Source organism: Pseudomonas sp. PS01301 (assembly GCF_029960215.1).
Classification (GTDB): domain Bacteria; phylum Pseudomonadota; class Gammaproteobacteria; order Pseudomonadales; family Pseudomonadaceae; genus Aquipseudomonas; species Aquipseudomonas coleopterorum.
On record NZ_JASCPM010000017.1, the window covers coordinates 1 to 22,637 of the forward strand.

General features: G+C 57.9%; 16 protein-coding genes. 5 read left to right on the forward strand and 11 right to left on the reverse strand.

Translation table 11 applies throughout. The features are described 5' to 3' along the window. Positions 1–78 precede the first annotated feature (78 nt). The 5 genes from QMX89_RS11135 to QMX89_RS11155 all read right to left on the reverse strand — a co-directional run bounded on the left by QMX89_RS11135 (position 79) and on the right by QMX89_RS11155 (position 8,110). Positions 79–2,328: an ATP-dependent DNA helicase gene (locus tag QMX89_RS11135; RefSeq protein WP_282348183.1), complete on the reverse strand. Its 2,250-nt coding sequence runs from the start codon at positions 2,326–2,328 to the stop codon at positions 79–81. Then, positions 2,325–3,977, reverse strand: coding sequence for a VRR-NUC domain-containing protein (locus tag QMX89_RS11140; RefSeq protein WP_282348184.1), 1,653 nt, complete (start codon positions 3,975–3,977; stop codon positions 2,325–2,327). Before QMX89_RS11140 ends, QMX89_RS11135 begins: the two co-directional genes overlap by 4 nt. An 84-nt stretch (positions 3,978–4,061) precedes the next feature. Further along, a complete protein-coding gene (locus QMX89_RS11145; protein WP_282348185.1) occupies positions 4,062–5,465 on the reverse strand; it encodes a PLP-dependent aminotransferase family protein in 1,404 nt (467 codons plus the stop codon). Beyond that, entirely contained in the window at positions 5,462–6,775 is a 1,314-nt protein-coding gene (locus QMX89_RS11150; RefSeq protein WP_282348187.1) for a hypothetical protein, read from the reverse strand. Before QMX89_RS11150 ends, QMX89_RS11145 begins: the two co-directional genes overlap by 4 nt. A gap of 321 nt (positions 6,776–7,096) precedes the next feature. Then, entirely contained in the window at positions 7,097–8,110 is a 1,014-nt protein-coding gene (locus QMX89_RS11155; protein ID WP_049860082.1) for a zinc-dependent alcohol dehydrogenase family protein, read from the reverse strand. A 231-nt stretch (positions 8,111–8,341) separates the two neighbouring features. Between QMX89_RS11155 and QMX89_RS11160 the strand changes: the two genes are divergently transcribed. Then, a complete protein-coding gene (locus tag QMX89_RS11160; protein ID WP_049860081.1) occupies positions 8,342–9,256 on the forward strand; it encodes a LysR substrate-binding domain-containing protein in 915 nt (304 codons plus the stop codon). 438 nt (positions 9,257–9,694) lie between these two features. Here QMX89_RS11160 and QMX89_RS11165 read toward each other — a convergent pair whose 3' ends face one another. Further along, a complete protein-coding gene (locus tag QMX89_RS11165) occupies positions 9,695–10,813 on the reverse strand; it encodes an NADH:flavin oxidoreductase (protein WP_282348190.1) in 1,119 nt (372 codons plus the stop codon). 102 nt (positions 10,814–10,915) lie between these two features. Here QMX89_RS11165 and QMX89_RS11170 point away from each other — a divergent pair, with 102 nt between their 5' ends. The 3 genes from QMX89_RS11170 (at position 10,916) to QMX89_RS11180 (ending at position 14,591) form a co-directional block, all read left to right on the forward strand. Further along, positions 10,916–11,299 carry a helix-turn-helix domain-containing protein gene (locus tag QMX89_RS11170; RefSeq protein WP_191999717.1) on the forward strand — a complete coding sequence of 128 codons (384 nt, stop codon included), beginning with the start codon at positions 10,916–10,918 and terminating at the stop codon, positions 11,297–11,299. An 818-nt stretch (positions 11,300–12,117) separates the two neighbouring features. Next, positions 12,118–13,059 (forward strand): 3-hydroxyacyl-CoA dehydrogenase family protein, encoded by a 942-nt coding sequence (locus QMX89_RS11175; protein ID WP_282348192.1) that lies wholly within the window; start codon positions 12,118–12,120, stop codon positions 13,057–13,059. A gap of 134 nt (positions 13,060–13,193) precedes the next feature. After that, positions 13,194–14,591: a GntP family permease gene (locus tag QMX89_RS11180; protein ID WP_282348193.1), complete on the forward strand. Its 1,398-nt coding sequence runs from the start codon at positions 13,194–13,196 to the stop codon at positions 14,589–14,591. 203 nt (positions 14,592–14,794) lie between these two features. On the opposite strand, the gene QMX89_RS11185 is transcribed toward QMX89_RS11180, so the two are convergent. From QMX89_RS11185 to hisD, 4 genes are all read right to left on the reverse strand, one after another. Continuing rightward, a complete protein-coding gene (locus QMX89_RS11185; RefSeq protein ID WP_282348194.1) occupies positions 14,795–16,909 on the reverse strand; it encodes a Tat pathway signal sequence domain protein in 2,115 nt (704 codons plus the stop codon). Positions 16,910–16,970: 61 nt separating this feature from the next. Next, complete coding sequence (locus QMX89_RS11190) at positions 16,971–17,633, reverse strand: arylsulfatase (protein WP_282348195.1); 663 nt, start codon at positions 17,631–17,633, stop codon at positions 16,971–16,973. A gap of 76 nt (positions 17,634–17,709) precedes the next feature. Next, the gene (locus tag QMX89_RS11195) at positions 17,710–18,492 is read right to left on the reverse strand and encodes an SDR family oxidoreductase (RefSeq protein WP_282348196.1); all 783 of its coding nucleotides are present in this window, start codon (positions 18,490–18,492) and stop codon (positions 17,710–17,712) included. A gap of 65 nt (positions 18,493–18,557) precedes the next feature. Next, positions 18,558–19,865, reverse strand: a complete 1,308-nt coding sequence (gene hisD / locus QMX89_RS11200; RefSeq protein WP_282348197.1) for a histidinol dehydrogenase — start codon at positions 19,863–19,865, stop codon at positions 18,558–18,560. Between the two features lie 70 nt (positions 19,866–19,935). On the opposite strand from hisD, the gene QMX89_RS11205 reads away from it, so the two are divergent. Continuing rightward, positions 19,936–21,072 (forward strand): LacI family DNA-binding transcriptional regulator, encoded by a 1,137-nt coding sequence (locus QMX89_RS11205; RefSeq protein ID WP_282348198.1) that lies wholly within the window; start codon positions 19,936–19,938, stop codon positions 21,070–21,072. Positions 21,073–21,213: 141 nt separating this feature from the next. Here QMX89_RS11205 and QMX89_RS11210 read toward each other — a convergent pair whose 3' ends face one another. After that, on the reverse strand, positions 21,214–22,545 hold the full coding sequence (locus tag QMX89_RS11210) for a CitMHS family transporter (RefSeq protein WP_282348199.1): 1,332 nt from the start codon (positions 22,543–22,545) through the stop codon (positions 21,214–21,216). Between the last annotated feature and the right edge of the window lie 92 nt (positions 22,546–22,637).

Below are 22,637 nucleotides of genomic sequence, written 5' to 3' on the forward strand. Positions count from 1 at the left end.
CTCCCACAGGTTTTCATTTTGTGGGAGCGGGGGCGGGCGGCGAGCTCTCTGCCCGCGAAGAGGCCCTCAAGCCGAACACTAAACAGCCCACCACCGCGGAAACAAACTCTTGACCCGCGCCTCGGCAAACCGGTCATCGATCAGCACTACCACCCCCCGATCCTCCTGACCACGAATCACTCTGCCCGCCGCCTGCACCACCTTGCACAGCCCAGGATAAAGATAGGTGTAGTCATACCCCGCCCCGAACAGCGCGTTCATTCGTCCCTTGATCTGCTCGTTCACCGGATTGAACTGGGCCAACCCCAGGGTCGCGATAAAGGCCCCGATCAAGCGATCGCCCGGCAAATCGATGCCCTCTCCGAATGCCCCACCCAACACGGCAAAGCCTACGCCCCGGCTGGTGGCGGTGAAACGGGCGAGAAACGCCCGCCGCGCGCTTTCGTCCATCTTGCGTGCCTGAGCCCATTGCTCGATGTGGGGATAACGCTCGGCCAGCAAGGCCTCGACCTGTTGCAGATAGTCGAAGCTGCTGAAAAACGCCAGGTAGTTGCCCGGTCGCGCCTGATACTGCCTGGCGATCAACTCCACGATAGGACCCAGCGACGCCTGGCGATGGTTGAAGCGCGTGGAGATGTCGTCGACGATGCGCACCTCCAGCTGATCGGCACTGAACGGCGATTGAACATCGATCCAGGCGTGGTCCTTGGGCAGACCGAGCAGGTCGGCGTAATAGCGCCGCGGGCTGAGCGTGGCCGAAAACAGAACGGTGCTGCGGGCCGCAGCGATCCGCGGCCCGAGCAAGGGCGCCGGAACGATGTTGCGCAGGCACAACTGCGACTGCACACGCTTGCCGGGCGCATCGCGGCGGCTGACGTCGAACACATAGTGCTCGTCGAACAGCTCGGCGACGCGGGTGAACTGCAGCGCCTGAAAATAGAAGTCCAGCAACTGCGGATCGATGCCCTGGGGCTGGGCGTTCATCTCGTCGCCAATCAGGCTGATGCAGCGCAACAGCGTCAGGATCAGCTTGTCCGGCAAGCGCGCGTGCGCCTGATACGGCGCGAGTTGATCAGCGTGCAGCGCATTCCATTCGCGATTCAGGCGCTGCAACGGACTCTTGAGTTTGGCGGGCGGCGACACGCGTACAGCTTGCAGCGTGCGCTGGTCGAGGGTGGCGCTGTACATGCCGCGCGCCCGGTCGACCAGATTGTGGGATTCGTCGACCAGCACCGCCAGGCGCCATTGACGCTCCTGCGCCAGGCCGAACAACAAGGCATTGAGGTCGAAGTAATAGTTGTAGTCGCCAATGACGATGTCGGCCCAGCGCGCCAGCTCCTGGCTCAGGTAATACGGACAGATCTGATGCGCCAGGGCCGTCTGGCGCACTTGGGCCTGATCGAGAATCTGCAGGCGTACCGCGTCTTCGCGTGCTGCGGGCAGACGGTCATAGAAGCCCTTGGCCAACGGACAGGATTCGCCGTGACAGGCTTTGTCCGGATGCTCGCAGGCCTTGTCCCGCGCGACCATTTCCAGCGTGCGCAGCGGCAGGCCCGGCTGGCGATGCAGCTGCGCCACGGCCTCCAGGGCCAGGGCGCGGCCGGGGCTCTTGGCGCTGAGGAAGAAGATCTTGTCCAGTTGCTGCGGGACCATCGCCTTGAGCAACGGAAACAGGGTCGCCAGGGTCTTGCCGATACCGGTGGTGGCCTGAGCCATGAGGCAGCGCCCGGTGCTGACCGCCTTGTAGACGGTCTCCGCCAACTCGCGCTGGCCGACGCGAAAGTCGGCATGGGGGAAGGTCAAGGCGCGCAAGGCCGCGTCCCGCTCGGCGCTGCGGGCCAGTTCCTGACGCGCCCAGTTCAGGAAGCGCGAGCAGAGACGTTCGAAATGCGCCTCCAGATCCTGCGCCTGGCACTGCTGGCTGAACACCGTCTGCTTGTCGTAATCGACATCGAAATACACCAGGGCCACATCCATGCGCGTCAGCTGCAATTGCTGGCACATCAGCCAGGCATAGACCTTGGCCTGGGCCCAATGCAGTTGGCGATGGTTGTCGGGCTGCAGATCGAGGTCGCCGCGGTGGGTCTTGATCTCTTCCAGACGGTTGAGCGCCGGGTCGTAGCCGTCGGCACGGCCGCGCACCAGCAGTTCGTGGTACTGACCGCTGAGGGTGACTTCGCTCTGGTAGCCGGCATCGCGGCCCTGGGTGACCCGGCGGTGGCCAAGCATGCCTTCCTGGGCCGACGGCGATGGCGTGAAGCGCAGGTCCAGGTCGCCGACCTTGGCCGTGAACTCGCATAAGGCCCGGACGGCCACGGTATAGCTCACGCGGCCTGTCCTGCCCACTCCACGTAGCAGACCTGCACCGGCAATCCATGGCGAGCACAGAACTCCAGCCAGCGCAGCTGGTTGTCCTGCAAGCGATCGCCCGGCCCTTTGACCTCGATCATCAGGTAGCGACCTTCGGCCGGCCAGAACTGGATGAGGTCGGGCATGCCGGTGCGGTTGGCCTTGACGTCTTCCAGGACGCGGTCGAAACAATGCTTGAGGTGCTGCGCCGGAATGCAGCCCAGCGCCAGCTCCAGCAAGGTTTCGTCGAGCATGCCCCAATGAACGAAGGGTGACTGCAGGCCCCGCTTCTCCTGCCAGGTCTGGCGGATGGTGTGCTTGTAGCGGCCGTCGTCCAGCTCACCCAGGCACGCGTCGAACAGCGCGCTGCGGCGCTGACGGAAGTCGGGCTGGTGAAGGTCGGCCGGACCGTTCTGGAACGGGTGGAAAAACGCGCCGGGCAACGGTGCGAAAATCGCCTTCCAGCACAGTAGGCCGAACAGGGCATTGAACAGGGTGTTCTCGACGTAATGCACCGGAGCGTCTTCGCTGTGCAACGAGGCCGCCACACGGCGCTCGACGCTCAGGCGCTGTTCGCACAGCACCAGTGTCAGGTCCAGGCGCGCGACCTTGGCAGCCTGACGCTTGGGTTCGGCAGGCAACCCCAGGTGTCGACGCAGGCGCGGCAGCATCCGTGGCAATTGCTGCGCCTCGGCGGGATTCAGCGGCGCCAGGCTGGCCTGCTCGGCCAGCGCCAGCGCTTCGGCGAAGTCGCCGCACAGTTCGAGCACGCGAATGATCCGCGCCCGTGCCTGGGCAAACTCGCAGCTGCGGTATACCACCAGGGCTTGCTTCAGGTCCTGCTGGCGCTCGCAGGCATACCCCAGCCGGAACAACAGCTTCTGGCGGCGGCTCTGCAACCACGATTTGTCGGTGGTCACCGCCAGCAACTGCCGGTGAATCTCTTCACACGGCAAGCCGGCTTCGATGGCTTCGCTGCAGGCATGCAGGGCCAACCCTGCCGCCACATCGTCACGATGGGTCAGGCCTCGAGATTCAGGCGCCAGTTGCACCGACTCGTAACGATAGACGCCCAGGTCGGCCAGCACGAACTCGGTCCAGCCCTGATGCAGGTTGCCGAAGAACAGCAACCGCAGCCGATCGCAGAGCGCCTGCACGGTCAGGCAGTACAAGGTATCGGCCAACGTCGGACACCAGGCGGCGAAAGGCTGCACCGGCCACTCCTGTTCGGCGAGGGCCAGCAGCAGTTGCGGCTTGGGCAACGACGGCTTGGCAAGATGGGCCGAAAAACAGGCGACGATTTCCGGCTTGAGCAACACCTCGCCCACCTGCTCCAGGGTCAAGGGTGCCTGATCCATCAGATAACCACTGGCCAGCAACGGCTCGGCTGCCTGCTTCGGGCAACCGATCTCGGTGTAGTCGAGGCGACTGGCGCGAAACATTTCGCCCTTGCGCATGATCATGCGCACCAGCAGCGCCTGTGACGGCTGCGGCAGCGTCTCGAAACACTGGATGAAACCCAGCTCCTCGGCGTCCAGGACGTCCAGGTAGCGTTGTTCGAGCCACGCCAGCACGCGGCGGAAATTGGCCAGGTAGTAGAACGGGTCTTCAAGCGGTGCAAATGCCACGTTGTCGCCAAACCAGAGTCGTAAAAGTCACTGGTTATACATACAGAGAAAAGCCAAGGCAATCGGAAATGGACCGATGGTGCCCTACACCGCGTGAGCTTCCAAGGCCAGATCGAGTGCCTTGGCACAGCGTTCCCATTGCGCCATCGAGTGTCCGCAACCATTGAGGCGCAAGTGCTGATGGCAATGGCCCTGCAGGCTGAAAACGTCCCCGGGGGCGATCAGCAACCGCTGTCTGCGCATGTCTTCGAAGACGTTGCGCATGTCGACCGGGTAGCGCGAGCGCGCCCATATGCACGCCCCGCCTTCGGTCTTCGCCAACTGCAACCGCTCGTCCAGATGCTTGCGCAGGATTGCGGTGAAGGCCACAACCTGTTGGCGTAGCGATTCGCGCTGCGGGCTCAGATGGTCGTCGTAGCCGCCGCCGCTGATGAATCGCGCCAGCACCTTCTGCCGCAACGGCGGCGCTACCGTCGCGCGTTGCAGGCAGTACTGTTGCAAGCGGCCTTGCCAATGTCGCGACAGCAGGTAGGCGTAAGGTGCCTCGGCGCCTAAAAGATGCTGTAGCGACCCGAAGATCAGCAGACGTTGCGGTGACACCAGTTCACGAAAGCGCAACGCTGCCTCGAAACACAGGTCACCCTCGGTATCGTCCTCGGCCACCCATACCCCGTGCCGTTCCAACAAGCTGGCAATGGCGCGCTTGTCGGCGTCATCGATGGCGGTACCGTGAGGTGCATGAAAAGACGCGCCGAGCACCATCAGGCGGACTTGCCGGCCCACAAGCACCTCCTGCAACCGCTGCATCGGCACCCTGCCCTGCGCATCGAGCGCCAGCTCCACCACTCGCGCCCCCGCCTGCTGCAAGGTCCGCAGAATGCGCCAGGTGCACGGCACCAGCACAACGACCACGGCACCTTGCAGTTGCATCGCCGTCCAGGTCATGTGCAACACGCTCAGCAGATCGCTGCCGATGTAGACATCGTCGGCGCACCAGTGGTGCTCGAGGCAACGGGTATAGCGGGCCGCCAGGGCGTGGCGCAACTCCAGCTCGCCACAGGGCTGCACGGTACTGCCCAGCCCAGCGGGATAACGCCTGGCCAGCTCGATTTCGAAGCGCAGCACGGTTTTCAATGCGTTGGCTCTGGGCGCGGGTGCGGCTCGACTGAACACCTCCATGTTGGACTGGCAGGCACCGGCAAGGACGCGCTGGAGCAGATCGGGACTGGCCAGCGCCGGCCCGAACACCGCGGAGCCACGGGCGTAATAGCCCGACTTGGCCACCGGTTCGATGCGCCCTTCGGCCTCGAGCAACCCATAGGCGGCCTGCACTGTAGAAACGGAAACATCCAGCGTACGCCCCAATACCCGCAAGGACGGCAACTTGATGCGCGCCCCAGGCTCGATCCCGTCGATCAGGCGCAACAGATAGCGGTAGACACCTTGGTAAGCGAACGCGCCGGCCTTGTCCTTGGCAGCGCCGTTCATGACAACCTGGGCCTCTGGTAGAGGCGCTGCAGCGTCGCCAGCGGCAGGCCGCTGACTGACTCCAGCCACTGCACGACCTGCGCAGGCACCTTGGACCCACGCAACCCCTGATGCAGATAAGGCATAGTCACTTGCATGCCGGGATGGCACACCGCCAGGAATGCCTCCAGACGTGCCCCGCGGTCATTGAACGGAGCGTATACGGCGCAGCTCACCTGGGCCGAGTCCATTCCATACCAGGTGCACAGACGAGCTTGCATCTGTTCTGCAGCATCGCGTGGCAGCGTTCGGGATGAAAGGTGCAGCGACTCTGCCGGACCCGGCACCACACGTGCGATGGAATCGCGAAACACATCCAGCCCCTGCTCGAAGCTGCCAACGTGCAACTGTTGGTTGCGCAGGCCCCCCAGGTAAGCCAACCACACCATTAGCGGGTAGCGGGTTTCCCGTTGATCGAACAGCGCCTGCACTGGCTGGCAGCCCAGAAAGTGACACAGCGCTTCGTCTCCAACCACCAGCTCGCCGAGCAGGTCATGTGCACCCAGCAGATGCACACCGGCGGGCAGATCTATCCGTTGTCCGCGGGGCATGGCCTCAACGCCAGCATCGACGAGCTGCAGGCAATCGCTCGCTTGCCAATGATGACGCGAGACTCGCGCCCCGCCCGCGCGGCGCCTTTCGCGCAGAGCCCACGCGACGAAGCGCCGACGCTGCAACAGCGGCTGATCGAGCACGATGGCGTCGGCCGGCGCCCGATAGCCCAGCAAGCGCTGGTAGATCCGCGCCATCACCCGGTACCCATGCTGCTGCAATACCGCAGGCGCCAAGGTGTCGAGTTCGTGGGCGACACTCAACATTTTCGTGCGCAGGTTCAGGCGCCGTTGATTGACGCTCGCGTGACGGTATTCATAGGGCTGCAGCGTCTCGTCATCGAAGGCCAGCAGTTCGACGCGCGGATCGTCGTGCAGGAACAACGCGTTGCAGGCCCGCTGCACGTTGGCGTTGCGGGCATCGTCGAGCAGGGCCTGGCTGCCGACCGCGGCGCGGATGAAAAACGTCGGCTGGTTGCGGGCGGCCAGGGTCAGTTGCGCGGCTCGCAACAACGCCAGGTTGCAGTTGCCAGCGGTACTGCCGCAGAGCCGGTAGACGATTCGATAGCTGCCCAGACGCTGCGCCCCTCCAGCGGCCGTCATCAGCCGCTGGATCAATGGCTGAACCGCCATGCGCCGGGCGGGCGAAAAGGACCCCAGCAAACGTGACAGCACCTGCTGGTAAACATGATTCATGGCTTGCTGGTGCATTGCGCTCATGGGTGGTTTCCGAGTTCTGGCCAGGAACCCGCCGGAAGACTGCCACGCTTCGAACCGCGCTTGCCAAGCCCCGGAGACGGGCATAGAGCGCGCATTATGAAGAGCCGCCTTTCGATTAAAAGATACAGAAAGTCGGCAAAAGGCAGTGCAGATCAGCAGGGCACGGCAAGGCCGCACAAGCCTCATGAGGCGCTTGTACCGGCGTCGAGCGCAATCGGATGGATCTGAAAAAAGGCAACGAAAGGTCTTACAAACCAGCGTGAATCAGAGGGAAAACACCAGGAAAACACGGCGTCCCAGGCAGGACGCCGCTTCGACAAGTTACAGCTGCAACGCGATTCGCCCGCCGCAGGGGCATTCGTCCATGGCCTTGTGCGCCTCGACGAACTCATCGAACGGATACACCTTGGCAACCTGCGGCACCAGTACCCGGTCCGCCGTCATCTGGTTGATATCACGCAACGCGCGCTGCAACGCCTCGGCATCCTGGATGATGCCCAATTCCGGCTTGCCGAGGAAGTTACCCAGGCAATGCACATGGAACTGGATGTTCTTCTGGAACGCGGCACAGGCCGGGAACGGTGTCTGGTTGCCGCCCTGCAGGCCATACAGGATCAGGCTGCCACGGGGCGCCAATACGTCACCCAGGACCGACATCTGCGGCCCGCCCAGGCCATCGAGCACCATGTCCACACCGCGGTTGCCGGTGAACTTGTCGATCTGCATGAGCAGATCCTGTTCCTCGGTCACCACCACTTTCTCGGCGCCCAGCGACAGCAGGTAGTCGCGCTCGGCGGGATTGCGCGTGGCCGCCACCACCTTCAGGCCCAGCGCCTTGCCCAACTGCACGAACGAAGGTCCGGCACAGTGGCTGGCATCGGTCACCAGGGCGGTCTGCCCAGGTTTGGCACGTGCCAGTTCGACGTAGGCGAAGTAGGCGATCAGCAACGGCGTGTAATGCACGGCCGCCTGGATCGGCGAAAGAATCTCGGGGTAGCGCGTCAGGGCCGTGGCCGGCAGCAGGATCGCCTCGCCATAGACCGGGTATTCGTTGGGGCTCTGCGCCGGAAAGCTGGCAACCTTGTCGCCGACCGCGAAACCTTCGACACCCTCGCCCACCGCGGTCACCACGCCCGCCATTTCCTGACCGAGGCCCGCCGGCAGGCGTGCTTGCGACGGCGCCAAATTCTGCCGCCAGAGCACGTCATACCAGCTGATACCGATCGCCTCGACACGGACCTGAACTTCGCCCGGAGCGGGCGATGCCACTGCGTGCTCTTCGCACGTCAAGACTTGCGCCGGGCCAAATTTATGAAAACGGATCGTGCGGGACATCGCAAACCTCGCCTTGTAAACCTCTAATGCCCTGAACTTTATCTGGGCATTCGCGCATAAGCTATCAGCGCCTGTTAATAGTCGACATGCTCGCCATCGATTCGACCCGGCAGCCGCTCTGCGGCGCGGACATGAGGATGGCCCAAACCGAAATTTTCCGGTGCAGGGTAGCAGCCTTTGCCCTTAATATTCACGCCTGCACCTCTTCTTCATGTTCCAGCGGGCCTATAGATGAACCGTAACGACCTGCGTCGCGTCGACCTGAACCTGTTGATCGTGTTCGAAACCCTGATGCATGAACGCAGTGTCACCCGCGCTGCCGAAAAGCTCTTTCTCGGCCAGCCGGCCATCAGCGCCGCGCTGTCACGCCTGCGCGGATTGTTCGACGACCCCCTGTTCGTGCGCACCGGACGCAGCATGGAACCCTCGGCGCGGGCCATGGAGATCTTCGCCCTGCTCTCGCCGGCGCTGGACTCCATCTCCACGGCCGTCAGCCGCGCCGCCGAGTTCGACCCGGCCACCAGCACCGCGGTGTTCCGCATCGGCCTGTCCGACGACGTCGAATTCGCCCTGCTGCCCATGCTGCTCAAGCGCATCCGCGCCGAAGCGCCGGGCATCGTGCTGGTGATCCGCCGCGCCAACTACATCCTCATGCCGGCCCTGCTCGCCTCCGGGGAAATCTCCATCGGCGTCAGCTACACCGACGACCTGCCGGCCAACGCCAAGCGCAAGGTGCTGCGACGCAACCGCCCCATGCTGCTGCGCGCCGACACCAAGCCGGGCAACCTGACCCTCGATGAATTCTGCGCCCGCCCCCACGCGCTGGTGTCGTTCGCCGGCGACCTGAGCGGCTTCATCGACGAAGAACTGAAGAAACACGGCCGCACCCGTCACGTAGTGCTCGCCGTCCCGCAATTCAACGGCCTGAGCACCCTGCTCGCCGGCACCGACATCGTCGCCACCGTGCCCGACTACACCGCCGACTCCCTCACCGCCGCCGGCGGCGTGCGCGCAGAGCCGCTGCCGCTGGACACGCCTTCGTTCGAGCTGCATCTGGCTTGGCGGGGGTCGCAGGATAATGATCCGGGGGAGCGGTGGTTGAGGTCGCGGATTCAGATGTTTTTTGGGGATCCGGATAGTTTGTGATGGAATCCCACGAATATCCATGCGGCCATTTAGTAACAAGACTTTATAGATAACTCAGTACACTGCCACCTGTCCAAATCCAATGGATGCTAGAGCTTATGGATGCATGATCAAGGGCCACTATCGACTTTTGTAATGCGGTCCCTCGCTGATGCCCTCGACAACGCGCCTTTTTTCAGACGAAAACTCAGCGATATTTGCGATCGGCTCGCTGACCGAACCCGACCAACGGGCATCCACGACTTGTATGTAGATGCCCGCCCCCTGTCCCTCAATCCAACTTTGGCGGATGAGGGGTCGTGAAAAGTCAAACGTTGAAGCGGTGCAAGGTGCACTCAACAACGGATCACGACTCGAACTCGGAAAATCCGCGATTCAACCTCTGATTCCTTGAGATTGAAATTTTTGCGGCATAACATTTCCACTCCGGTAAAAAACTTAGATCAATTCAGCTAAAGAGGCCGGATTGAAGCCTTTTAGATCCGCGTAGTTACCTTTCTCCACTTTGGCGACCCAATCCTTGTCACTCAGCAGAACACGCCCTACTGCGATCAGATCAAACTCTTCGCGCTCCATACGCTCGACGAGCCGATCCAGGCTCGCAGGGGTTGATCCCTCGCCGGCGAATGCGTGAGTCACATCGTTGTCCAGGCCGACCGAACCGACGCTAATGGTTGTGGCCCCAGTGACTTTCTTCGCCCAGCCCGCGCAGTTAAGCCCGTTTTCACCATCAATTTCGGGAAATTCTGGGTCCCAGAAGCGTCGCTGCGAGCAATGCAGAACATCAACCCCCGCCTCGACTAACGGCAGGAGCCAGTCTTCCATCAGTGCAGGCGTCTCGGCAAGGCGCACATTAAAGTCCTGCTGCTTCCACTGGCTAACGCGCATGATGATAGGGTATTCGGGGCCGACCGCATGACGAACGGCAGACACGATCTCAGCGGCAAAGCGCGAGCGCTCCTTGATTGTCAGTCCGCCGTAACGATCAGTGCGCTGATTGGTACCGGCCCAGAAAAACTGATCGATCAAATAACCATGAGCTCCATGAATCTCGACGGTGTCGAAACCCAGGCGTTTGGCATCCGCGGCTGCCTTGGCAAAAGCCGCAACTGCGTCTGCAATATCCTCTTCGCTCATTGCCACACCGCGCGGGTCGTTTGGCGAATTGAGGCCGGATGGGCTTTCCACCGGCGCATCAGGTTCCCAGCCGCTGACGTCACGCACTGCACCGGTGTGCCAGAGTTGCGGCCCCATACGGCCACCCGCATTGTGGACAGCATCAACCACGTTCTTCCATCCGGCCAGCGCTGCTTCACCGTGGAAAAAAGGAATACCGGAACCGTTGCGTGAAGCGGGACGATCAATGACGGTCCCTTCTGACAGAATCAATCCGGCCCGACCTTCAGCGCGCCGCCTATAGTATGCAGCGCTGCCTACCCCCAGGATGCCCTCCGGCGAAAATTGCCTCGTCATGGGCGCCATGACAATTCGGTTTTTCAGCTCAAGCGAGCCGATGGAAAACGGACGGAATAAAATGCTGGTATCGAGATTTGCCACTGGATGGACTCCATTTGCTTTCGGAAGCCATATAAGTATATTTTGTAGACCTAATGTCAATCAGGCACCTTGCGTCGCCTAGGTATACACGAGGAAACTTCGATGCTGGAATTAAAGCCCCAATGTTTTTCGTCGGACTGCCCTAGCCGAGCGTTGTTCGACCAGATCGCAGACAAATGGTCGATGATGGTTCTGGCTGTGCTAGATGACGGCCCGCATCGCTTTAATGCCATCAAACGCCGCTTGGAGGGAGTCACTCAGAAAGCACTTACTCAGTCTCTGCGGCGGTTAGAACGAAATGGCCTCGTCTCGCGCCAGGTTATCTCGTTCTCACCCGTGGCAGTGCAGTATGAGATCACCACGCTGGGTCAAACATTGCAGCAACCCTTTCGCGAACTGCATAAATGGACGCTGGATAAATTGCCAGATGTTGAAGCCGCGCGGTTGAAGTTTGACGAGTCGGCGCAGTTAAACCTGACAGAGTAGTTTTTTATTGACATGCCGCTAACGGCCAGCTGAAACGCGTCATAGGGTCAATCTACCCCTCCACCCATAACCCTACTTTCTCTACATGAATGCCCAGGATTACCGCGTATGCCGCGCAATGGTTAGCAACAGCAATCTGCCTTAATGCCTCACTGTGATCATCAAAAAGTCAACACCCTTATGAAATTGCTCATTTGCCAACGCAGAAGAAAATGGTCGAAATGCCACTGAGGACGTACATCCGTTGAACGGGACATTCATTGTCTTTACAAATCAATGAATTTAAAAAACAAAATTAACAAATCAATCTACCAGGGACATACTCAGGGCCACATGGTTTCGCAGCCCTCAGAAGTAAAGTCGCTAAGTTGGAAATGGCTAGTTTCCATACGCGCGTCAGTAGCTATTCGAAAGCGACGGGCGGGCGAATCAGTTCAAAGGCGGCCGCGAGCCTACAATATTATCCAATAGGTATGGGGTCTACCGCTTCGGGCCGAGTGATCCTCTTCACGACCGGCTGTTCCGCCGAATGATTTTCCCCTGCATTGACGAATGTAAAACCTCTGCTGTTCCAGGACCGATCTCAATCTGATAGGGATTGAGAACGGAATATTTTCTCCTTACTTGCTATCGGGCGTAACGGCGCTCGTTTGCAACACCAACAGAGTGAACGTCTACAGCTGTTGGTCAGGGTATCCAGCTACTGGGGTCTTTTCGCTCACAGATTATCCGCAACGACGGGTACAAGGTCAGTCCACGCCATTGATCACTGGCGATCAAAATGTCGCGCTATCATCGGCGCGTAAACAAGGAATAAAATGGACACTCCCACCAAAACTGCTTTCGCATCCACTGCAATTCTGGGCGCCGGCCTCATGGGGGTTGGAATCGCGCTGCACCTTGCTCGTCACGGGTTGCAGGTCAGGCTCTACGACCCGCAACGTGAGCGGTTGGCGGAGATTCCAACAGTAGCCAGCATGATTCTCAACGAATTGGTGGCTGCCGACCAGTTTGACGACGCTGACCGGGACGTGACCTTGTCGCGCCTGATACCCGTCAGCACGCTGACTGAATTGGCAGATATGAATCTGCTCATCGAGGCGGTACCCGAGCGACTGCCGCTAAAACAGTCCCTTTATCGGGAGCTGGAAGGCATCGTCAGACCCGACTGCGTGTTCGCCAGCAACACCAGTGGTTTTCCACCAGACAGCCTTGCAGAAGGGCTGAAACATCCCGAGCGTCTGTTCATTGCGCACTTCTGGAATCCTCCGCATTTTATTCCGTTAGTGGAATTGGTGCCCGGTACCGCCACCGATCCTCAACTTGTCAAAAAAGTGCGTGTGATGCTTGAGGCCATGGATCTGGAAGCCGTCGTACTCGAGAAGGCGGCGCCCGGCTTCATCGGAAATCGCCTTCAATTTGCCCTGCTCCGGGAAGCGCTGCATATCGTCCAGAGTGGTATCGCTGATGCGGACACAGTAGATAGGGTCATGCGGGCTTCATTGGGCCGCCGCTATGGCATGGTCGGCCCGCTCGAGGCGGCCGATATGGCCGGGCTGGATACCTTTGTAGACATCTCTTCGCACCTGATGCCGCAGTTGGCGCAAGGTACCGAAGTCATTGAGCTACTCAAGGAAAAGGTGGAGGCGGGGTATACCGGCCTGCGCAGCGGTCAAGGCTTCTATCGCTGGGATGAGGCGCGCCATGAACGTTTGCTGAGTCGGCGCGGGCACCAGTTACGGTATGCGCTCAAACCCTGAACCGACTAAGCAGGAGCACGCCTTCCAAGCAAGGACTCGCTAACCGACTGCATACCACCCGCGACATCAATGGCCTGGGGCCAGATTCATAAAAACAATAATCGCTGGCCAATGAGCCAGCAACTGGAGATTTCATGAGTATTCTGATTGCCCTTGCGGCTCTTGGTCTGTTGATGCTCGCCGCATACCGTGGCTACAGCGTTATTCTCTTCGCTCCGATCGCTGCGCTTGGCGCAGTCTTGCTGACCGATCCGAGCGCCGTGGCTCCGGCCTTCACGGGTCTGTTCATGGACAAGATGGTCGGTTTCATCAAACTCTACTTTCCGGTTTTTCTACTCGGAGCAGTGTTCGGCAAGCTCATCGAGTTGTCGGGGTTTTCCCGATCGATTGTTGCTGCTGCGATTCGACTGCTAGGGCGCAAGCAGGCGATTCCGGTCATTGTGGCCGTATGCGCATTGCTGACCTACGGAGGGGTGTCGCTGTTTGTCGTGGTGTTCGCAGTTTATCCATTCGCCGCCGAGATGTTTCGCCAAATCGGCATTCCCAAAAGACTGATGCCGGCAACAATCGCCCTCGGTGCGTTCTCTTTCACGATGGACGCGTTACCCGGCACGCCGCAGATCCAGAATATTATTCCCACCAGTTTTTTCAAGACTACCGCCTGGGCTGCCCCATGGTTGGGATTGATCGGTTCAATCTTCGTGGTCGTGGTCGGTCTGGCATTCCTGGAACTGTGGCGTCGACGCACCCAGCTTGCAGGTGAGCGTTATGGCGACACTGCAGACCTGCGTAACGAGCCGGATACGCCCGAAGACATTACCTTGGCTCATCCCTTGATAGCGTTGTTGCCGTTGGTCCTGGTTGGCGTTCTGAATTTCTTTTTCACTCGCTGGATTCCCCAGTGGTACGGCGCCAGCCACAGCCTGACACTCCCTGGATTGAGCGCCCCCATACAAACTGAAATCGCCAAGATCACGGGTATCTGGGCGGTAGAGGCCGCACTGCTTTCAGGCATTATCGTCGTTGGGGTCTTAGGTTTCCGCAGCATAAAAAACAAGCTCGCCGAAGGCAGCAGAACCGCTGTGGCCGGCGCAATGCTGGCCTCGCTGAACACTGCGTCAGAGTACGGATTTGGTGCAGTCATCGCTGCTTTGCCCGGCTTCGTTTTGCTCTCTCAGGCGCTACAAACCATCCCTAACCCGCTCGTCAATGAAGCCGTAAGCGTCACTTTGCTAGCAGGTATCACTGGCTCGGCATCAGGGGGTATGAGTATTGCGCTGGCCGCGATGGCCGACAACTTCATTGCCTCAGCCAATGCAGCCGGCATCCCACTGGAAGTTTTGCACCGCGTGGCGTCTATGGCCAGTGGCGGCATGGACACTCTGCCCCACAATGGCGCCGTCATTACCTTGCTGGCAGTCACTGGCCTGACACATCGACAGGCCTATGGCGGTATATTTGCGATCACTTTAATCAAGACACTTGCAGTCGCCTTTGTGATCGCCGTCTTTTACCTCACGGGCATCGTTTAAAAAGTGCGGGACGAATTCGAATAGCAAAACCGCTCTGGTTGCCTGGAAACCAGCGGCGGTAACCTGGACTTGGTGAACAGGCTGTCCGCTGCTGGTATTCGCGTAATCCTGGGATGGATACCGATTGAAAATCTGCCCGATACCCGATCCCAGCGCCGCTATGACGCCCTCGATGCCCGGAGCAACTATCCCTTGGATATTTGCTACTCCACTATCACGCGCACCCTTGCCAGATTACCGACCCGCGTAAACTCCGTCGTGCCGTCCCCTTCTCGCTGGGCTATCACACGGAGCACAGGATAGTAGGTGCCAGGTTTCGAGTAAACGAATGTCTTGTGTACAGCGAGGGTTTCTGACGGCTGTTGAGGAAGTGGCGCGTCTAAAAAATCATCGTTGCCCGTTTGACTCCATTCTGTTTTGACAATTTTGCCAGCAGATGGCGGGACTGAAATGTCACCAAGAAGCGTGATGTGCTGGCCGACCTTGGCAGTGATTCTCTCACCGCTCCTGGACGTCAGTTTTACGACTGGCTGGATGCCTTGCCTGGCTGACGCATCTGCAGGTAATGAGACCTGGCCATTATCGAACGCATACTGAGTGGAGCGAGGCGGCGCTACATCGTTTTCAACCCAAGCGCTTACATCCCTGACGGCTTGTTCGAGAATGCCGTTGTAATCAATGAGTCTCACGAACTGATTATCGACCGAGCCCGAAGCAACAACACTGCCATCCAGGTGGTCTGCATTGTCGTTTAACCAGATCCGCACCTTCGCGTCGTACTGCCCGGCCTCTCCTGCCTTCAATCGACGGCCATACCAGTCGGCATGCCAAGGGTAGGCATCGACATCAAGTGCGTTGGCGATCACTATCATCCTGCTGTTTATCTTGCCGGTATAACTACCGCCTCCGCTGACACCGGCGCTGATTACTGGGCCTACCTCTTGCGGACGTTGGGGGTAGCGCGGCGAACCGTCTGCGTGACGAAACTGGTCCCACACCGTAAATCCACCAGAAGCCGGGACCTGATGCCGATGGTAGGAGGTCAGCGCAATGGCCCAGCGATTGTCGACACGAATCCTGGTGCCATTTTCAAGGGTATTGAGCGTATCGGATTGATTTTGCGCGGCCAGAATAATGACCCCATGCTCGGCATCTAACGACCCAAGCAATTTTCGGCTGCCCTCCTCTGCGCCTTCGAGAGTAAAGTCAAGCCAAGCGCTGTTTTTGAAGTGCGGCAGCCCCGCCAAGTGCAAGCGTAGAGGCTTTCCAGCTGAGTCGCGATCTATCTTCTGAACCGACACTACGCGGTCAATCTTTGCCCTTCGTACAAGACTGCCCAGAGCAGATTGCTCGGTACCGAGGTAGCCAGGTTTTCTCCAGAAGTCATCTGCATATCCGGGATCGATATTCTTGACCGTATTGGCAAACCCCAGTAAACCCTGCGGGTCATTGAGACCCAGAATGTACGCATAATTGTCCCAGCCGCGCAGCGGTACCCCCATCGCTGTAACCTCCGCAAGAACGGCGGCCTGAGTGGCGTCGAGTCCTGCAAAAGGATCGCCGCTACCTCCCGGTCGCATAGCGTCGGCAATGTGAGGAGCCTTATCTTCGAGTACGAGACGTGCAAAGGCACGCACGAAAAAATTGGTAGGGATGGATGTCGGCACACCTATGACGAAAGGCACGGCCCCATCCCATACACCTGACGAGTTCTCCGCTGCCGCGACAGTCAGATAGGATCCACCGCTGCCACCGTAGATGTAGCCGCGGATCTGAGAAACAGGCAATCCATAATATTTGCCAGCGACCACTTTCGAGAATTTTGCAGCAGCGGCATTGGCTCGGTAGCCAGAGGGCGAAACAGTATCCACCGTATACGCACCACTGTCAGCACCAAATTTGATTACGCTATCGGGAACACTGCCATCGCCCAAGGGGTATACCTTGTGGAAGAAACGCCCCTTCCATTGCGCTTTCGGTGGGAAGAAAAAACTGAATTTAACATCGGTGCCTTCGAAGTGCCCGGAAACGCGGTGCGTCAGAACAGGGCTTTTCAAATCCTCCCGACTGTCTATAACCGGGCGATCAAACTGCGGATCGATGCAGTCTTGGGTAATGAACATTATCCCGCCCGGTGGTGTTACACAGTTCTGAGCTTGAGACGCTGCCGAGGCGGTTGTGGACCACCCGCTCAGCGATACGGCGATGGCCAGTGCTACATATTTGGGAGTAACGGGCTTCGTATCGAAACCGTTAACGCGGTGGGAGTCTTTGGCATAAGGGGAAGGCCCCAGAGACGGGTTTTTATCGATGTCCATAATATCTGTAAATTCCTCAAGCGCACCAATGAGGGAACAGCGAAGCGCTGCGGGCAGCCAGCTATGCTGTCAGCAGCTCTTTAAGATGCATGACTGCGCTTTCCGGCGTTGTTAGAACAGGACCATTGAAAACCTTACGTACTTCACTCGCAGCCTGGGTCATGGAAAACTGAGCAAAACAAATCACGTCATATCCCGATAAAGCCGCTGCAGTTTCACGAACAATCCGATTGTGCTCCATTGCACCTCCTTTTTTCAAAGCCTGCAGAGCGCCTTCGCAAAGTATCGGGGTGACTTCGATTGACTTACCCACCGATGATGCATAATCAGTGAAATCATCGAGTATTGGACGGACTGCTGGTGCGAATGTGGTGAGCGCCGCGATGCGTGAGCCCATCGACACCGCTTCGATCACCATGGCTTCGTTGGGCTTCAAGACCGGCTTGGAGTAACGCCGCTTGCACACATCCATCGCATCGGTAAAGGCCGAACACGTATAAAGAACTGCATCGGCATCAGCGGCGAACGCGTGGCTCGCCAAATCGTGGATACGTCGCCTGAGATTGTCGGTCAGACTTCCGGAGGCGGCGATGTCGACAGAGAGAGAGTCATCCCAAAGATTCATAAGCTGGGCTTCGGGCCACAGCGATCGGAAGGCCTCATTAATCGGCCTGATAGAAACATCGGTTGCATGAATCAGAAATATGCGCGGTTGTTTGGACATGAATTCTCCACTGTCTACAATATTTGACGTTCGCGGGCGTGCCTAACCTGGCGCTTAAAGTCTGCGAAGCAGGTGCTTACTGAGCTGTCCAGCCCCCGTCTACCCTCAGAGAGGTGCCGGTTATCATTCGCGCAGCAGGGCTCGCCAAATAAACAGCAGCACTGGCAATGTCCTCGATCTTCGCCATGCGCCCCATAGGTATCTGGGATACCAAAAAAGCTTCCTTTTCAGGGGTGTCGACAATTTTACGAATCAGTCCGGTTTCAACGAACGTCGGGCACAGCGTGTTGACACGAATCCCCTGTTGAGCCAGTTCGACAGCCATTGCCTTAGTCAGCCCTTCTATCGCATGTTTCGTCATGCAATAGACTGTACGATTTGGAGAACCGACATGCCCCATCTGAGATGACACATTGATGATGACTCCATTGGCAGGAAGGTTTTTTTCCAACATTTTTATTACTGCAACCTGACACGCTACAAAGCAGGCCCGCACATTCAGGTTCAGCATCGCATCCAGATGATCGTCGCTGACCTCCTGAATAGGTTCTGGGTGGTTGGTACCTGCGTTGTTCACCAAAATGTCCAGCGTATCAATGCCAGATATCAAGGCTCGCACTGCGGCACTTTGTGTGACATCGCAAACCTTGACTTCTACTTTTCCGCCCCTCCTGCGAATGATGGCTGCGACATTGTCCAAGCTTTCTTCCGTGCGCCCTACCAGAACCAAATCTGCGCCGGCGGCACTGAATGCCAAGGCTATTCCCGCTCCGATCCCCGCGCCTGCACCGGTAATCAATGCAACTTTTCCGTCAAGCCGAGACGACGGAAATACCATTGCTTCTAGCTCGTCCGACACACCGCTCCCCTTATAGAATTTTCAACCGATACCTACCGAACCCGAGCAGTTCAAAGAGGAAACAGTTATTCCACGATGCCGGCGTAGGGCACATCGTGTTGACCGTAGCGACGAACTCGAATATTGGCCTGCTCGCCATGGCCAGCGAACCCTTCAAGCGCGCACAGCCGCGAGCAGTAAGAGCCGATCAGCGCTGACGCTTCATCAGTGAGTACGCGCTGATAAGTGCACGTTTTCAAGAACTTGCCCACCCACAATCCACCCGTATACCTCGCCGCCTTTTTGGTAGGTAGGGTGTGATTGGTACCGATTACCTTGTCTCCGAATGCGACATTTGTACGTGGCCCTAGAAAAAGAGCGCCATAATTACGCATGTTTTCCAGAAACCAGTCTGGGTTGGTGGTCATGACTTGGACGTGCTCAAACGCGAGGTCATTGGCGATAGTCAGCATCTCATCGTTACTGTCTGCAACAATGACTTGTCCGAAATTTTTCCATGATTGACGAGCCACGTCGGCGGTTGGGAGGATCTGAAGCAAACGCTCGACCTCAACAATTGTGTCGCGAGCAAGCTTTTCAGAGGTGGTCAGTAAAATTGCTGGCGAGTCAGGTCCGTGCTCAGCCTGGCCAAGCAAGTCAGTAGCACACAGCTCCCCGTCTACACTGTCATCCGCGCTTACGAGCGTCTCAGTTGGGCCGGCGAATAGATCAATACCGACACGGCCAAAGAGCTGACGTTTCGCTTCAGCGACAAAGGCATTACCGGGCCCAACCAGAATGTCGACGGGAGAAATGGTCTCGGTTCCGATCGCCATCGCCGCGATAGCTTGAACACCACCAAGACAATAGATTTCATCTGCACCGGCCATGTGTTGTGCGGCAACGATTGCGTGAGCAGGCTTACCATTGAACGGTGGCGCACAGGTGACTACACGCGGCACCCCTGCAACCTTGGCCGTGATGACTGACATGTGAGCCGAAGCGAGCAGCGGATATTTCCCACCTGGTACGTAGCACCCCGCGGCATTCATGGGAAGATTTTTATGACCCAGAATCACACCTGGTAACGTTTCAACTTCAACGTCTTGAATGCTCGCTCTCTGATGTACAGCAAAATTTCGAACTTGGGCTTGGGCGAATTTGATATCGGCTATGTCACGACTGGTCAATTGTGAATAGCACGCGTCGATTTCCTCAGCCGACAAGCGATAACTTTCGCGCTCCATACCATCATATTGGATTGCCAGTTCCCTGACAGCGCGGTCTCCACGTGTTTCTATGTCGGCGAGTATCCGCTCTACAGTAGCACGCACCTGAAGATCAGACGCCTTCACTGCGGCCGCTTCTGCACCTTTCTTCAACCATCGGGCCATGTAGGGGCTCCTTTTTTGATGGGCATGCACAAAATTGCATACGTATGCATACCCAATCATAATGAGTTTGATGTGGTTTGAAAATAGGCTCCTGCGTAAGATTGAAAACTCTACCAGTGGTAAGGATTCGTTTTCGATGGTCGACAAGAATCGTCGCCTGATCACAGCACATGATGTGGCTCGGTTGGCTGGGGTTTCTCAGTCAGCCGTTTCGCGCACCTACACCAAAGGGGCAAGCGTCTCCCCCGCCACCCGGGAGAAGGTCGAGGCCGCTGCTGCTGCACTCGGCTATCGACCAAACCTTGCTGCACGGTCTTTGATCACACGTCGATCCAACCTGATCGCCGTGGTCGTGCCAAGCATGGCCAATCCATTCTATTCCGCCGTTCTCGAAGCATTGTCCCAAGCGTTTGAGCTGAAGGGATACAGGGTATTGTTGTTTTCAACGGCCTCCAACGATGATTCCGATCCCATTCTCGAGGATGTACTGCGATATCGAGTGGAGGCAGTCATTCTCGTGTCCTCAACCCTGTCCTCGTCATTCGCAGAGGAATGCAAACAGACTGGACTACCTGTCGTTCTATTGAACCGAAAAAATGATAGCCAAACCGTCTCCAGCGTCACCAGCGACAACGTTGAAGGCGGACGGTTGACCGCTAACTTCCTGATCGCCAGTGGACACCAAAATCTCGCTTTTATTGCTGGCAATGACCTGTCTTCAACCAGTCGCGATCGCGAACTGAGTTTCACCAGGGAAATCCTGAGCAACGGCCTGCCACCGCCGATGCGGGAAATCGGCAACTTCTCATTTGACGGAGCGATTATTGCGACCCGACGTCTACTCGCAGCCCGCCAGCCACCGGATGGGATTTTTTGCGCCAATGACCTGATGGCGATTGCAGCGCTGAATGTTGCGACGAAGGAATTCGGTCTCACACCTGGGAAAAACATCTCAATCGTGGGCTTCGACAATATTGAAATGGCCAGATGGCCATTGATAGGCCTGACGACCTATGTCCAGCCGACAATGAGTATGGTTCAACGCGCTGTAGAGATCGTCAGCGCCCAGCTATCAGAGTCATCAGTAGCGCCTACCGACCAGGTCATTACCGGCAGCCTAATCGTCCGCCAGACGGCACGCCTGCCCTCCTCCGGCTTGATATACGTAGGGGATGAGACTCATTGGAGGGACGACTCTGTCAGCTAAATCCTAGCCCCTCACTGGTTGGTCGGCTCTCTTTTAAAATGGGCATCCAGAATAGATCCCAATGCTCTGATGTCTCCGACGGCATCCGGGCCGATGATAGAAAAAACCCGCCGTAGCGGGTTTTTCAAGGTCATCAAAAGTCTACTTGACAGGCACTATCGAGAAAGCACCGGTGGCGATCATCGCACCCATAATCAGGAAACTGAGAGCGAATGCCCACTTCATGGTGTACTTCTGATGATCGCTGAACTCGACACCTGCCAGACCACAAAGCAGATACGTAGACGCGACCAGAGGGCTGAGCAAATGCACTGGCTGGCCGACCAGAGAAGCACGACCGATTTCAGCATGAGTGATCCCATAAACCTCAGCTGCCTTGGCCAATACTGGAAGTACCCCGTAATAGAAGGCATCGTTCGACATGAAGAAGGTGCCAGGGATACTCGCCAACGCGGTGATAGGCGCCATGTAAGGACCCCAGGTATCTGGAAGCATCGCCAGGAAGCTTGCAGACATTGCATTAACCATACCGGTACCCGACAGGATCCCGGCGAGGATACCTGCGGCCAGAAAGATTGCGATCTGGTTGAGAGCCGTCGGGGCATGGGCTGCGATGCGACGACGCTGATCTGCCATGTCTGGGTAGTTGATTACCAAGCCTACCGAGAACGCGACCATGAACAGAACGGCAAGCGGCAATAGCTCCATGACCAACGCTGTCATCAAGCCAATGGTGAGCAGCGCGTTGAGCCAAAAGAGCTTCGGACGGCGCAAATCCTCATCTTCCTGCGACATGGAAGGCAGACCTGTGACGTCCTCGTCATAGGCCGCAACTTCAGCATCATGAGGCAGTACGAGCTTGCCCAGCCGACTGCGCTCGCGAAGACCGATGAAGTAGGCAAGTGCCATAACGCCTATGAATCCGACAATCATCGACGGGATAATCGGAATAAACAGATCCGAAGTGTCCACCTGCAGTGATGCAGCAGCACGAGCCAACGGACCACCCCAAGGGAGAAGGTTTGTCACACTCGCCGCAAGGATGACTACGCAGGTCAGCGCAAGCGGGTTGAGCCGTAGCCGTTTGAACAGCGGTAACATGGCGGTGACCGTAATCATGTACGTGGTCGAGCCATCACCATCCAGGGAAACCATACCAGCCAGGAGCGTGGAGAAGATCACCGCTTTGACCGGATCACCCTTGATGATTTTCAAGAAGGTGCGAATGATGGGGTCGAACAACCCTGTGTCGAACATCATCCCGAAGTAGAGGATGGCGAACATCACCATAATCGCTGTGGGTGCAACCTTTTTCAGGCCGTCGATCATCATGTTGCCCATTTCAGGGCCGAAGCCACCGATCAGAGCAAACACAATGGGTGTGATCGTAAGTGCGACCAAGGGCGACAGCCGCTTGCTCATGATCAGGGCCATAAAGGTCACGATCATGCCGTAACCAAGCAAAGACAGCATTTGTATGTCCTCGATTAAAAGTACAATTGTTTTTATGATTTAGCGCTTATGCGCTGTCGAGAATCAGTTTGGCTACCGAATGGTTCAGTCAC